Annotated in this window: 13 protein-coding genes; 5 read left to right on the plus strand and 8 right to left on the minus strand. The window is 48.0% G+C overall.

What is annotated here, in order from left to right; all coding sequences use genetic code 11:
• Window positions 1-21: 21 nt before the first annotated feature.
• On the plus strand, window positions 22-1,005 hold the full coding sequence (locus ACFQY8_RS08060) for an ATP-binding cassette domain-containing protein (RefSeq protein ID WP_449224241.1): 984 nt from the start codon (window positions 22-24) through the stop codon (window positions 1,003-1,005).
• Here ACFQY8_RS08060 and ACFQY8_RS06220 read toward each other — a convergent pair.
• Both ACFQY8_RS06220 and ACFQY8_RS06225 read right to left on the minus strand, forming a co-directional pair.
• A complete protein-coding gene (locus tag ACFQY8_RS06220) occupies window positions 977-1,309 on the minus strand; it encodes a carboxymuconolactone decarboxylase family protein (protein ID WP_377939025.1) in 333 nt (110 codons plus the stop codon). The two genes, ACFQY8_RS08060 and ACFQY8_RS06220, sit on opposite strands and share 29 nt — an antisense overlap.
• A 63-nt stretch (window positions 1,310-1,372) precedes the next feature.
• Window positions 1,373-1,795 carry a cupin domain-containing protein gene (locus tag ACFQY8_RS06225; RefSeq protein ID WP_377939026.1) on the minus strand — a complete coding sequence of 141 codons (423 nt, stop codon included), beginning with the start codon at window positions 1,793-1,795 and terminating at the stop codon, window positions 1,373-1,375.
• A gap of 193 nt (window positions 1,796-1,988) precedes the next feature.
• Here ACFQY8_RS06225 and ACFQY8_RS06230 point away from each other — a divergent pair, with 193 nt between their 5' ends.
• The 3 genes from ACFQY8_RS06230 to ACFQY8_RS06240 are packed head-to-tail and all read left to right on the plus strand — an operon-like array spanning window position 1,989 to window position 4,504.
• Entirely contained in the window at window positions 1,989-2,822 is an 834-nt protein-coding gene (locus ACFQY8_RS06230) for an ABC transporter substrate-binding protein (protein WP_377939027.1), read from the plus strand.
• A 60-nt stretch (window positions 2,823-2,882) separates the two neighbouring features.
• Window positions 2,883-3,740, plus strand: coding sequence for an amino acid ABC transporter permease (locus ACFQY8_RS06235; RefSeq protein ID WP_377939028.1), 858 nt, complete (start codon window positions 2,883-2,885; stop codon window positions 3,738-3,740).
• Window positions 3,740-4,504 carry an amino acid ABC transporter ATP-binding protein gene (locus tag ACFQY8_RS06240; RefSeq protein ID WP_377939029.1) on the plus strand — a complete coding sequence of 255 codons (765 nt, stop codon included), beginning with the start codon at window positions 3,740-3,742 and terminating at the stop codon, window positions 4,502-4,504. The genes ACFQY8_RS06235 and ACFQY8_RS06240 overlap by 1 nt, the downstream gene beginning before the upstream one ends.
• Window positions 4,505-4,516: 12 nt before the next feature.
• Here the strand turns inward: ACFQY8_RS06240 and ribF are convergent, their stop codons facing one another.
• The 5 genes from ribF to nusA all read right to left on the minus strand — a co-directional run bounded on the left by ribF (window position 4,517) and on the right by nusA (window position 11,576).
• Window positions 4,517-5,653: a bifunctional riboflavin kinase/FMN adenylyltransferase gene (gene ribF / locus ACFQY8_RS06245; RefSeq protein WP_377939030.1), complete on the minus strand. Its 1,137-nt coding sequence runs from the start codon at window positions 5,651-5,653 to the stop codon at window positions 4,517-4,519.
• Window positions 5,654-5,726: 73 nt separating this feature from the next.
• The gene (gene truB, locus ACFQY8_RS06250; RefSeq protein WP_377939031.1) at window positions 5,727-6,743 is read right to left on the minus strand and encodes a tRNA pseudouridine(55) synthase TruB; all 1,017 of its coding nucleotides are present in this window, start codon (window positions 6,741-6,743) and stop codon (window positions 5,727-5,729) included.
• A gap of 4 nt (window positions 6,744-6,747) precedes the next feature.
• A complete protein-coding gene (gene rbfA / locus ACFQY8_RS06255; RefSeq protein ID WP_377939032.1) occupies window positions 6,748-7,356 on the minus strand; it encodes a 30S ribosome-binding factor RbfA in 609 nt (202 codons plus the stop codon).
• 126 nt (window positions 7,357-7,482) lie between these two features.
• A complete protein-coding gene (infB, locus tag ACFQY8_RS06260) occupies window positions 7,483-10,308 on the minus strand; it encodes a translation initiation factor IF-2 (protein ID WP_377939033.1) in 2,826 nt (941 codons plus the stop codon).
• 233 nt (window positions 10,309-10,541) lie between these two features.
• A complete protein-coding gene (gene nusA, locus ACFQY8_RS06265; protein WP_377939034.1) occupies window positions 10,542-11,576 on the minus strand; it encodes a transcription termination factor NusA in 1,035 nt (344 codons plus the stop codon).
• 165 nt (window positions 11,577-11,741) lie between these two features.
• Here nusA and ACFQY8_RS06270 point away from each other — a divergent pair, with 165 nt between their 5' ends.
• Window positions 11,742-12,650, plus strand: coding sequence for a hypothetical protein (locus ACFQY8_RS06270; protein WP_377939035.1), 909 nt, complete (start codon window positions 11,742-11,744; stop codon window positions 12,648-12,650).
• A 184-nt stretch (window positions 12,651-12,834) separates the two neighbouring features.
• Here the strand turns inward: ACFQY8_RS06270 and tuf are convergent, their stop codons facing one another.
• Window positions 12,835-14,034 carry an elongation factor Tu gene (tuf, locus tag ACFQY8_RS06275; protein WP_377939036.1) on the minus strand — a complete coding sequence of 400 codons (1,200 nt, stop codon included), beginning with the start codon at window positions 14,032-14,034 and terminating at the stop codon, window positions 12,835-12,837.
• Window positions 14,035-14,212: the final 178 nt, after the last annotated feature.

Here is a 14,212-nt window from a genome sequence, read left to right on the forward strand (position 1 = left end):
TGGCATGGAGCAGTCCTTTTCGTGAGTCACGATCGTGATTTCATCGAAAAGGTTGCGACGGCTATACTTGACCTCGATACCGAACCATTCCAGATTTATCTTCATCCTGACACATCAGCTAACGGAATAGTACGGTGCAACGGACGGTACTCAGACTATCTTGAGCATAAAGCGCAAGCGAAGCTCAGCCATCAAACTGCCTACGAGCAGCAAAATGGTGAGAAATCTTACCTCATCTCTCATAAGCATGAGTCAGAACATGTCGTCCATAAAAATTTCAACAGCAAATCGGAGCAGTCTGTATCGAAAAAGTTTTTCGCTGACCGTGCACAAGCAGTATCCACACGTCGAAAAAATGACGATACCAGACGTCTTCTTGCCATTGAAAAATCAGAGATTCGCAAACCTCGCTATGACGAACTCATCTTCAAGCTACCCCTACCACGACGCACTACTCGTGGAATATCTGTACACGTAGCAGATGCTCAAGTACCTGGACGCCTAGCTCCCGTCAGTTTTGACGTCCGCAGCGGTGAACATCTCCTTCTGACCGGTCCTAATGGTGCAGGAAAATCGACTATTCTACGGTGGGTTCATGAGCGTCGCCCTATTACGCCGAACTCACGGGGAGTCGTCAACGCAGAAAGCTCCGTCTTTATCCCGCAAACTCTTCCTCAGCCAACCGATGAGCTCATCGATGAAAAAACATGGCACAATGGCATCGGCGAAAAGGGCAAGGGATTCTTGCACGCTCAATATTGGACTACCCCATTGAGTCTTCTGTCAGAAGGAAACCAACGGCGTGTGCAGATAGCACTTGCTGCCGCCCAGTGTCCTTCACTTCTCCTCATTGACGAACCGACAAATTATCTTGATCTCGACGGCATCGAGTCACTCGAATCGGCATTAAAAAATTGGCCAGGAACGCTGATTATCAGTTCCCATGACCAGTGGCTTATAAAAAATTGGAATGGTCTTACTTGTCAGCTTCATACACTTCTTTAGCCATGTTAAAAACTGCCCATCCGACCGGCCAGCCAGCATAGAATGCTGCCTGTGTGATAATGGCAGATATCTCTTCACGCGTGATTCCATTCTTTTTCGCCGTTTCTAGATGGTAACGAAGTGATGAATCAACAAGACCACGTCCCATGAAAACTGAAATCACGATGGTAGACCGTGTCTTCAAGTCCAAGGTTTCATCTGCCCAAATCTCACCAAAAAGCACATCATCATTAACTTGAGCAAATTGAGGAGCAAATTCCCCAAGTTGCGCTCGTCCTGCCGTTTGCTTGATGTCGCGTGTCATGACATATCTCCTTTACTTCTTTACTTCGAGTCCTTTTACATGTTTTTCGTCTTCTCGTGTAGCTTATTGAGCATCTTCCAACGCTGTGTACTCCGTTTCATCGACAGGTTCAAACCACTTGGTTGCCCCACACGTAATTGCGATATGAGAAAACCAACTATCTTTCCCAGCGCCATGCCAATGCTTGACACCTTTGTGGATGACATACACGTCCCCCGGCACCATACGTACAGCTTCCTTGCCTTCTTCTTGCACCCAACCTTGACCAGCTGTACATATCAGAACCTGATAACCGTCAGTATGCGCATGCCAATGATTGATGCATCCCGGTTCGAAAGACACTTGAGCCATATTCCAGTCAATATTGTCATGGGCGGATACAAGACCTTTCAAGAAGCTTTCACCAGTGAAATATCGTGCATACGCGTCATTTGCACCACCAAAGCCGAAGACGCTGTGCTTTACTTCTTCTTCATGCTGTGACATTCTATACTTCTCCTTGTCTGTCTGATTTTGTCAATTGCCTTTGTCGGTTGCCTTCAAGTCTAAGAAGTCACGTCCATTTATCAAACAGATATATCCACTTTTATCTCATATGGTGCCCTGTTTGTACCATGCCTAAAGTTAGGCTTGATTATGCAGATTATTGAGAGAAACTTAAGAAAGTCGGAAACTCCACATGATAAACAAGAAAAACCTTGGTCGTACTATCCTCGCAGGTACTACAGCACTTTTGCTTGCTCTCACAGCGGCATGCGGTTCAAGTACCTCTTCTACGAGTTCTGAGACTGTCACCGATGGCAAACTTACGATCGCTACAGGTCAGCCAGCGTATACTCCATGGGTACTCAACAACAAGCCAGAGTCTGGCGAAGGATATGAAGCTGCAGTCGCTTACGCTGTGGCTGATCAGCTCGGGTATAAGAAGTCCGACGTGAAGTGGACTCGTACCACTTTTGACTCTGCAATTGCTCCTGGTGCCAAGGACTGGGATATGAACATTCAGCAGTTCTCTATCACCGAGGAACGCAAGCAGGCTGTTGACTTCTCCCCGTCTTACTTCAATACGACACAGGCTATCATCGTCAAATCTGACAACAAATTTGCTAAGGCAACGTCTCTTAACGCTTTAAAGTCGGCAATTGTAGGCTCCATGTCTGGCACCACTTCTGCTACTGTGGCAAAAGCAGATATTAAGGACGACATTAAGCTTTATAACAATAACGATGACGCCGTAGCAGCACTTTCCTCTGGACAGATTGATGCACTCGTCGTAGACACTCCTACCGCTGTAAACATGGTGAACTCTGGGCAGGCTGGATCCAACGGCAAAGTTCTTGGTCAGATTGCGAATTCTGAAGATAAAGAAGGTATGGGTATCGTCCTTCCTAAGGGTTCTAAGCTCACTTCGAAGGTAACCAAAGCTATCAACACATTGAAGGAAAACGGAACTTTGGATAAGCTTCAGAAGAAGTGGCTTTCTGAGTACACCGAGCTTACCGTTCTCAAGTAAGCCTGCCCCTCGTTTTCTGTAGCTTTCTTACGACGTTTCTTTGACCATTAAGGTATAGTTATGGCTATTTTCGACTCCTCCGCAGTCAGTGCTGTAGAGCTTGAACGTGAGCAATATCGTAAATCAGAGGGTTTGAAGTCGGTAGTTACTAGCATTGTCAGCGCACTTGTGCTTGCAGTTGTGGTAGCTACCGCTCTTCGGCTTTCTCCTGGCTGGATAGACGTTAAGCGATCCTTCTTCAATGGCAAAGTTTTCGTAGAATCCATCCCTACAGTCGCTCAAGGACTACTCCTCAATCTCAAGGTCCTTGTATTCGCCGTCATAGGTGTGGCTATCATCGGCACTCTTCTCGCCATGATACGCACAAGCCGTAGCGCTGTCATGCTGCCTTTGCGCTGGCTCGCCGCTTTCTACACCACAATCATGCGCGGCATTCCTATGCTCGTTATCCTCTATCTCATTGGTTTTGGCGTGCCAGGCTTATTCCCTAAGACTCGTATAGATCCCGTTATCCTCGGTACAGCTGCCGTTATTTTGAGCTATTCGGCATATATTGCGGAGGTTCTACGCGCAGGTTTTAATGATGTCCATCCTTCGCAACGCGCTGCCGCACGCTCACTTGGCCTCACAAACTTACAAACACTACACCTTGTCGTTGTACCTCAAGCTTTACGCAAAGTAGCTCCTGCTCTCATGAATGATTTTATTTCTATGCAAAAAGATGTCGGCCTGATTTCTACACTGGGAGCTGTGGACGCCATCCGTGCGGCACAAACTATGCAGGCGCAAACGTATAATTTTACTCCCTATGTCGTAGCTTCAGTAGCATTCATCTTGATGAGTATCCCATTCATTCTTTTAAATGACTGGTACTCCGCTCGTCTGCGTAGCCGTGAATTGAATGGAGGCATTGTTTAATGGAAATGGAAAACTCTCGTTTATCATCACAACCCGTTCTTCGTCTCGACAACGTTACGAAAGCGTATGGAACGAACCTCATCCTCGACCATGTTAGCTTTGATGTCAATGAACATGAAGTAGTAGCACTCCTTGGACCTTCTGGTTCTGGTAAATCAACTTTGATGAAGTGCGTTAATCTTCTCGAACATGTCAACGACGGTCAAATTTGGCTCGGGGACACTGATATTACAGATCCTCGTGCGCGTGAAAATGATATACGTGCACGCATCGGAGTGGTATTCCAACAGTTCAATCTCTTCCCTCACATGACTGTACTTGACAATATCATTCTCGCATCCGTGCACGTCCTCAAAAAAGATAAGCAGGAGAGCATTGATAAAGCGATGAATCTGCTCAAGCGCATCGGCATGGCTGATAAAGCAAAGTCATATCCAGACCGCCTATCCGGTGGACAACAGCAGCGCGTAGCAATAGTACGAGCACTTATGACTGATCCTAAGATGCTTCTCCTTGATGAAATTACTTCTGCTCTTGACCCTATGCTCGTTGGCGAGGTACTTACCATGGTCATGGAGCTTAAGGAACAGGGTGCTACTATCCTTATGGCAACTCACGAGATGAGTTTTGCACACAAGGCAGCCGACCGCATTGTACTCCTGCGTGGCGGTCATATCATCGAGAACGGCAGTCCACAAGAAGTCATGGATGAGTCTACAAACCCTGAGACTCAGGAGTTCTTTAGCTACTTTAGGAACCTATAAATTTTATAGCGTTTATAAGTTTTCACTAAGTTCTCGCGCATTGTCTACGTCTAGAGTCATCTGCTGAACGAGTGCATTCACACTGTTAAACTTCACCTGTGGGCGTAGATAATGAGTAAACTCTACACGAACTGCTTTATCGTACACGTCGAACGTCGTGTCTTGCGGTATATCGATGCAGTACACTTCTACCGTGCGAGCTTCTCCATTGAAAGTTTCATTTTTACCCACTGATATCGCTGCGCTGTAGCGCTTGCCGCTCTCCAACACGGTCAGGTATCCGGAATATACGCCTTCTACGGGGATAAGTCCTTGAATTTGTCCGCAATTCGCCGTCGGGAAGCCGAGTTCTCGCCCACGTGCCTGCCCGTGTTCAACGACAGCGTCAATGGAGTGAGCACGTCCAAGTATATGTGCTGCATCGGCAACTATACCGCGTGTGAGGAGAAAACGTACCATGGTGGACGAATACTCACGAGTTGGTACACCGTTATTCTTCTTACTCCACGCACGAAGCTGTGCTTTTGACATACTCTTCAGCGGATTATTCGGCTCCCCTGCTTGAGTCGGTACTACATACTGCATTTTTCGTGGTAGGTAAAGAGGTCCAGAGCCTTCATCGTCGACAACCTCAAGCTCGAATACGCCTGTCGCTTGAGAGAGCTTCTCAATGGCCTTGATATTTCCTTCACGCCCCTTACCCATAGTGGCATCATTACCGAGGACAAGTGTGCGCATGCCAAGCTTACCTACGAGCTGCCCAAGGAAAAAGATATAAGTGCGAGCTGCAAACTCCAATGTGTATCGCACAACTATCGCATAGTCAAAGCCCTGTGCCTCGATAAGTTCTAAACGTCTCGTAAGCCCCATAAGAGCCTCAGTATCGTTATAATCCTGTGCCGACGCCAGTTGCTCACCGTGATGCTGTGCAGCGTATGTATGAACGACACGAGGCCGTGGGTCAAAAGTAATCGCTACAGAAACTACGTCGTGCTTGTGCGCAAGCTCAACTGCGCGACTCAGTACTGCCTGATGCCCTCTATGGACACCGTCAAAAGTACCGATAGTCACTACAGCACGTTTATCATTGCTTAAAGTCGGCCAATCAACCATACCTTGTGCATCTGGTTCAAGACGTATAATTTCCATTCTTCTATCCTCTTATATGTGCGCTTTCTCAACTTAAGTTTATGGCTAGCTCTTTATACCTAGCTATACTCATTTACGCTTGCATGAGCGCAGCTAAATCTGCCGCCGTGATAAAGACCGTTGTCGGCTTTGCTTGAGTGTTATTTTTCCACGGTTCGATAAGTGCCATCAAATGACCGTCATACAGTGCTGCAGACAGTTCTTCCAACGCAACCTTGAGCGGGCGCCCAAAACTAATGTCGATTGCTTGTTGAGGCGTGAGGTTATATGTCGGCATAGTAAGAGTCGCCGCCTGCGCAGGAGTAATGATGCTTTGAGACAACCTCGCACCGTCACGAATATCTGTAGGAGCGTATGCTTTCACGCGTTTAACTCTAGCACCAGTTTTATCAGTAAACTCATGCTCTCGTGCTTCAAATACGATAGTCTTCGCATCATTCACAGAGAATTTGCCCACACGTGTGCGACGTAGCATCGTTAAATACCCACCCACGCCAAGTGCGCTACCCAAATCACGTCCCAGTGCTCGAATATATGTTCCCGCTGAACACGTAATCTGAGCATCTACTTCGATATGCCCAGATTCCATACGACGAATACTCTCGACATGGAAATCGGAAACCGTCACCGTGCGAGAATTAAGCTCAACGTGCTCACCGCGGCGAGCAAGATCGTAAGCACGCTTTCCATTGATTTTCTTCGCAGAGTAAGTGCTCGGTATCTGTTCGATGGCACCCGTAAGCTGTGAAACTTCTCTATAAATATCGGCAGGCGTTATTGCTGCGAGTCTCAAATCGACAGCTACACGCTGCTCAGCACTAAGATTTACAATCTCGCCATCGGCGTCATCAGTCGTTGAGGAATCTCCAAGGTGAATAGTTGTGATATAGGTTTTATCTGTCCCCACAATCGCATTAAGTAGACGTGTCGCGCTACCAAATCCAACGACCAAGGTTCCTGTTGCCATCGGATCGAGCGTACCAGCATGTCCCACTTTTGACGTGTGGAGCAGACTGCGACATGCTGCTACTACATCATGACTCGTTGCACCTTGAGGTTTATCGACAATAATGACTCCGCTGCTCAGCATAGATTTATTCCTTGGAATCTTTGGAATCACTACTTACGGCTGACGTATCGCTCACAATTTCGCCGTCTTCGCTGTCCCCGCTCTTATCTATGTCATCGTCGAAGATGATATTCACGTCGAAGTCATCATCAAAGTCGTCGAATACGACGTGCGCAGTTGACTGTGAGTTGTCCGTTTCCTCATCCTTATGTTTGTAAGGATCTGCCTCCCCGGCATAGTGTGCGTTCTCACGAAGTTTCGCAAGCTCCTCATCACGCTTACGAGCAACGACAAGCACATCATCAACTTCTGCGGCTTGACCTTGCAGGGTATCAAAGATGAAGAAAAGCTCCGGAGTTAAACGCAAACCTGCCTTACGACCAACCATAGAGCGTAAACGTCCCTGTGCCTGACGCAATGCCTGCGCTGCACGCTTCTTTTGACCTTCCTCATGCCCAGCATCTCCGTAAATGGTCCAAAATACACGTGCTTGCTGCATATCGTTCGTCACACGTACTTCGGTAATCGTTACTGCCCTCAGACGAGGGTCATGAATATCCTTTTCAAGCGCAGTAGCAATGATGCGCTGTATCAATCCAGCAATCCGCACTGCGCGAGGATTTGTTCCTGCCATTAAAAGTCCTTTATTTACTTAACTATGCTTTATATACACTGATAAAATCAGGCAAAGGCAGTCGGCTTAGTAGTCGACTGCCTTCAGCCTCATGCTACTCGTATGGAAGTAGTCATCTTAATCCCTCTATGAGCGCGGAATCTCACGCATCTCGAAGGTCTCAATAATATCGCCAACCTGAATGTCGTTAAAGTTACCCAAGTTGATACCTGCTTCGTAGCCTTCGCTGACCTCGGTGACATCATCCTTGAAACGACGCAACGTGGAGATTTCAAGGTCGTTGAAGGTGACGACACCATCGCGCATAATGCGTGCCTTTGTACCGCGCTTAACGGTACCATCATCGACCTTAACACCTGCGATGTTGCCGAACTTGGAAGAACGGAAGATTTCACGAATCTCAGAGTGAGATGTGACGACCTCTTCATACTCAGGCTTGAGCATGCCCTTCAACGAGGATTCAATTTCTTCAATTGCCTTATAGATGACGGAGTAGTAGCGCACGTCAACGCCTTCACGCTCTGCCAAATCAGCCACTTGTCGTGATGGACGAACATTGAATCCGATGATGACTGCCTTATCAACAGTTGCAAGGTTGACATCATTCTGTGTAATAGCACCTACACCACGATGAATGACCTGAATGCCGACTTCGTCGCTAACCTCAATCTTCATCAAGGATTCTTCCAGTGCCTCCACAGAACCAGAGGAGTCACCCTTAATGACTACGTTGAGCATGTCAACTTCAGACTTTGCGAACTGTTCCTTGAGGTTCTCGAGAGAGACGACCTTATGGCGACGTGCCAATTGTGCAGCGCGTTCAGAAGCTTCACGCTTTTCAGCAATTTGGCGAGCAGCGCGATCGTCTGATGCGACGAGGAAGAGGTCGCCTGCAGTAGGCACCGAAGTTAATCCGAGTACTGCTACTGGACGAGACGGAGTTGCCTCATCGAGATTGTTTCCATTTTCGTCCAAGAGAGCACGAACACGACCGTAAGCTTTACCAGCAACGATGGAGTCTCCCACGCGAAGCGTACCCTGCTGAACGAGGACTGTTGCTACAGCACCACGACCCTTGTCCAAGCGAGCTTCAACCGTTGCGCCTCGAGCAGACATCGTAGGATCTGCACGCAAATCAAGAGTTGCATCAGCAGTCAAAAGAACTGCTTCAAGCAACTTATCAATGTTGGTTCCTTGCTTTGCAGAGATATCGACGAACATCGTATCTCCACCGTACTCTTCTGGAACTAAGCCGAATTCGGTAAGCTGTCCACGCACCTTCTCAGGATTTGCACCATCAACATCAATCTTGTTTACTGCCACAACGATTGGAACATTCGCCGCCTGAGCATGGTTAATAGCTTCTACAGTCTGAGGCATCACACCATCATCCGCTGCAACTACCAAGATAGCCACGTCAGTAAGCTCTGCACCACGAGCACGCATAGCGGTAAACGCTTCGTGACCTGGCGTATCCAAGAATGTGATGCGGCGATCAATATCGTTTAAAGTGACATGAATCTGGTATGCACCGATACGCTGTGTGATACCGCCAGCCTCAGACTTAATAACGTTCGTTTGACGGATGGTATCAAGTAAGCGAGTCTTACCATGATCGACGTGACCCATGACAGTGACGACTGGAGGACGAGACTCGAGATTTTCTTCGTCAGCTTCTGCATCCAAATCAATATCAAACTGCTGCAAAAGTGCACGGTCTTCCTCTTCAGCAGAAACAATCTTGATGTTCCAGCCTATTTCTTCACCGAGGATTTCGAAAGTTGCCGCATCCAATGACTGAGTTGCAGTAGCCATCTCTCCTAGGTGGAAGAGGACCGTTACGAGATTTGCTGCAGAGACATTAATCTTCTCAGCAAGATCCGAAAGAGTTGCGCCTTGTGGTAGCTTAACTGTCTGGCCATTACCTGATGGGATACGTACGCCACCGATAACTGGTGCTTTCATTTCTTCGAACTCTTGACGCTTTGCGCGACGAGCTGCCTTACGAGACTTAGAAGACTTCGCACCTTGACGTCCAAACGCGCCTGCAGCACCGCCACGACCGCGACCGCCGCGAGATGGACCGTTGCTTGGAGCTGGACCGCTAGGAGCACTACCGCTGAAACGACCCGAACGGGAGCCACCGCTACCGTGCGACGCTCCTGCACCAGCGCCCGAGCGGTTACCCCACTTGCTGCCGCCGTTTCCACTACGACCTGCGCCTTGAGCTCCTTGCCCCGGACGTGGAGAGCCTTGTCCTGGACGTCCGCCGCGACCGCGACGCTCTGAGCCACCTTGTCCTGGACGTCCGCCGCGACCGCGACGCTCACCATTGCCGTCCTGCTTGATGCCTGGACGGCTCATAGGATGTGGGCGTGGGATATCCCCTGGAGTAGGAGTAGCCATACGTTGCTTGCTCATGAAAGGATTGTTTCCTGGGCGTGGTGCACCATTAGGACGACGTACTGGCTTTGGTATTCCTGCGGTTGCGTTTTCGCCTTTTGCTCCAGAACGTGCTGCTGGAGCAGACTTAGCCTTTGGAGCATTCTTCTTTGCTGGTTTTTTAGCCGCAGCCGTACCAGCTGCTACTGCTTTAGCTGCAGCAGGATTTACTGACGACATCGCAGCACGAGCAACGGCAGTGCGCGGAGATGGCGCCTTGACCTTAGCCGTCTTTGAATCTGAAGCATCAGCAGACTTCGTAGCTGCCGTATGAGAAGTTTTCTTTGCAGGTGCTGGTGCCGTATGAGACGTTGTGCGAGCCTTTCCAGCATCTTTATCGTTATTATTATCAGCCGTTTCAAACGCGGCCTTCAATTTGCGAACCACTGGTGGTTCGACAGAAGATGAAGCAGACTTTACGAATTCGCCCATCTCTTTGAGCTTTTCCATAACAGTCTTGCTGTCTACACCGAATTGCTTTGCAAGTTCGTGTACGCGTGGTTTTGCCACTATTTCTCCTTTACTGGCGCCGCGTAAGAACTTGCGCAGCGCTTATTTGAGTAGGGTTAACGTATCCTGTCTCATCGTTCGGAAACCATGATCGTATTACCTCGTCTCAAAAGCAGTGATTTCTTGCCTTAAACGTTCCTATCATACCCATAAGTATGGATGAACTCGGGCGTTTCATCACTGCTTTTTACTTCTTCTGTAAACTGTTTATTCCGACTTAGCGCAACTACGACTTACGCTTCGCGAGAAACCTCGCTCTTCGCAGCCTGAGATTCAACTGACTCAATACCAATCTTCCAGCCAGTAAGCTTCGCAGCCAAACGAGCATTCTGTCCCTCTTTGCCAATTGCAAGAGATAGTTGGTCTTCCTTTATCAACGCAATGGCGGTCTGGCTCTTCTCGGACACTACGTGAACTTCTACTACATGTGCTGGTGAGAGCGCCGCAGCCACAAATTTTGCTGGATCATTTGACCAGTCAACGATATCAATCTTCTCTTCGCCCAAGTTCTCCATCACGGCACGCACACGATTGCCAGATGGACCTATGAGCGCACCTTTTGGATTAATACCCGGAGTATTAGCCCGGACAGCAATCTTCGTACGCGCGCCGGCTTCGCGAGCGATAGACATAATCGACACTGCCCCCGAAGCAAGCTCCGGTACTTCACGTTCAAACAACTTACGGACAAGTTCTGGGTGAGAGCGCGAAACGATAATTTCCGGTCCTTTAAGTCCACGTGCGACATTCACTACATACACGCGAATGCGCTCGCCATGGCGGTAAACTTCTCCTGGAACCTGCTCGCGGCGTGGGAGAATCGCCTCTACATCTCCTACTGCCACATGAATATTCTGCGAGTCACGCGAATTTTGCTGGATAACTCCCGCTATAATCTGACCTTTTTGGCCTGAGAACGCGCCGAAAATCTTATCGTCTTGAGCCTTACGGAATAGTCCAGAGATAACTTGGCGAGCAGTTGCTGCAGCAACGCGACCGAAATCCGTCGGCGTATCATCGTATTCATCGCCTAATTCAGGGCGCGGATGCGGATTCTCTTCTGTAGGTTCTACAGGAATCTCGTCTTGAGCCCAAATAGTAAATGTACCCGCACGGTCATCAAGTTCCACGCGTGCATGCTTTGCAGCTTTAGGTGTTTTAAGATATGCAAGACGAAGTGCCTGAGACAACGCCTCATCTAAGGTTTCCGCTTCGATGCCCTGCTCAGCCGCAAGTCGATGCATCGCTGACAAATCAAGTTGTTCCATAGTGGAGACCTCCTATATGAAGTTATAAAAAGCACACGAATCTCGTGTGCCTTCTTGTTTTGAGTGAGTACTATTCTACCGAAATATATCGACTTTAATGTTTATTCATTTGCCCAAAAGGATTCACCCGTAATGGGCTATCAGCATCCTGATAGTATAACAAGTATGGTTACAGGGGAATTTCAATCACATCGTGGCGGAAAACAGAGTTTCTGGGCAAGACTGCTTATGAACTCACTGTGTAGTATCACTATCATCTCTAGTTTTGCTACCTGTCCTTTTACTGTTTCCCCTGCCTTGGCGACACCAAATGAAACTGATAATGCGCAAATACTTACCTGCGATACCGCTTATTTTCAAGCTCAGAATTTTTCTACGTTTGCTACATATGCTCCCACAAGGCTTGTTTCTCATATATACAAGTTTTTCGCCTCACAGCGATGGATGGATGTCGCTCTCGCCTGTGCACATCGCACGAGCGAAGGAGTGGTTAAGAGCAGTATTACCCTCTATGAATCGAATAAGGAGCCTATACTAGCCACTCTTCTAACAGCTGATAGCAATAGCGAAGAAACATATCTACAACACAATGGCACGCATCCTACATATCTTCGTGCACAAACTTTGCAACAACTTGCACTGGCAGAAGACAAACTGCGATTTGCTTATGAAACGCTTGCGGCTCGCTCAACTAGCCAAGATGAACTTATGTCTTTGGCTCACAGCGCAGCTCAATTTTCTGAAAGCTACGCAACTGCTGCTTCGCGTTCAAAGAACTACCGTGACCCGCGCAAACGAATATATGCTACTGACAACCTTAACGATATCCATTCTGACGTGGATGATCCTGCTACAGAGATATTCATGCCAACCAAAGCATCTCTTGAGCTTGACGTCGCACTCGAAAGTCTATCTGCACTTCATGATAATCGTGCAACTCAGTCAGTAAATTCTTCACACATCTCGATACGAAATAGCGATATATATAGCGCAATTCAAAGAATCCGTACTCATCTACTATCCGCATATGAGGCAGGCGCTCCAGCACTTCCAGAGCTTTACCTTCACGAGTGAGTAGTTTCAACCTTGGACTACTTCATTCTTATTGCACAGAAGCCTTTCTTTCTTTATCTATTTCTGGGGCTTACTGACGTTTTTATAGAGTTCTATATTTTTATATGAAAGAGGTCCTAAAGAAAACCCTTAGGACCTCTTTGAATCAGCCGAAGCTAATCAAGCAGTTTGTACCAAGTAAAAACTACTCAACAATCTTGGTGATACGACCAGAACCAACGGTACGACCACCTTCACGAACTGCGAAGGTAAGACCCTCTTCCATAGCGATAGGCTGGATGAGCTCTACGCCGAAGGTTGCGTGATCACCAGGCTGTACCATTTCAACGCCTTCTGGCAAAGTGATAACACCAGTAACGTCAGTAGTACGGAGGTAGAACTGTGGACGGTAGTTGGAGAAGAATGGCGAGTGACGGCCACCCTCATCCTTAGTCAATACGTAAACCTCAGCCTCAAACTTGGTATGAGGAGTGATGGACTTAGGAGCAGCTACAACCTGACCGCGCTCTACATCTTCACGACCGATACCACGGAGAAGAAGACCAGTGTTATCACCAGCTTCTGCTTCGTCCATCTGCTTGTGGAAGGTCTCAATGGAGGTTACGGTAGTTTCCTGAGTTGGGCGAAGACCAACGATTTCAACTGGAGTATTGATAGCAAGACGACCGCGCTCTACACGACCGGTTACTACGGTACCACGACCAGAAATAGTGAATACGTCTTCGATAGGCATCAAGAATGGCTTGTCGAGATCGTGAACTGGAGTTGGGATGTACTCGTCAACTGCGTTCATGAGATCCTTGACAGTCTGTACCCACTTCTCATGATCTGGAGCATCGTCATGCAATGCGCCGTATGCAGAAGTACGGATTACTGGGCAATCGCGATCGAAGCCATTTTCTTCGAGCAAGTCACGAACTTCTTCTTCAACGAGCTCGATGAGTTCTTCGTCCTCAACCATATCGCACTTGTTCAAAGCTACGAGAAGTTTTGGAACACCAACCTGCTTTGCGAGCAATACGTGCTCACGAGTCTGAGCCATAGGACCATCGGTAGCAGCTACAACGAGGATAGCGCCATCCATCTGAGCAGCACCTGTAATCATGTTCTTAACATAATCAGCGTGACCTGGAGCATCTACGTGTGCATAGTGGCGCTTCTCAGTTTCATACTCGATGTGAGCGATGTTAATAGTAATACCGCGTTCCTTCTCTTCAGGAGCGGAATCAATCTGATCGAAATCATATGCAGGATTCAGATCTGGGTACATCTCATGCAGAGTCTTAGAAATTGCTGCAGTGAGGGTGGTCTTACCGTGATCAACGTGACCAATGGTACCAATGTTAACGTGTGGCTTAGTACGTTCGAACTTTGCCTTTGCCATAGTGTGTCCTCCTAGGACGTCTCTAGAGTTTCGTCTCATACCGTGGAGTACAAGACACTCGGTAGATTTTACTACTTCATGGGGTCAACTGCCACCGCGTGTTAAACCCAGAATTGCTTCCAGTTTACCGTATTTCCTTGACAGTGCCCCGCCTCATGTTGAGGGAAACAGTTTGCTT

This window comes from Alloscardovia venturai (genome assembly GCF_042676605.1).
GTDB classification, from domain to species: domain Bacteria; phylum Actinomycetota; class Actinomycetes; order Actinomycetales; family Bifidobacteriaceae; genus Alloscardovia; species Alloscardovia venturai.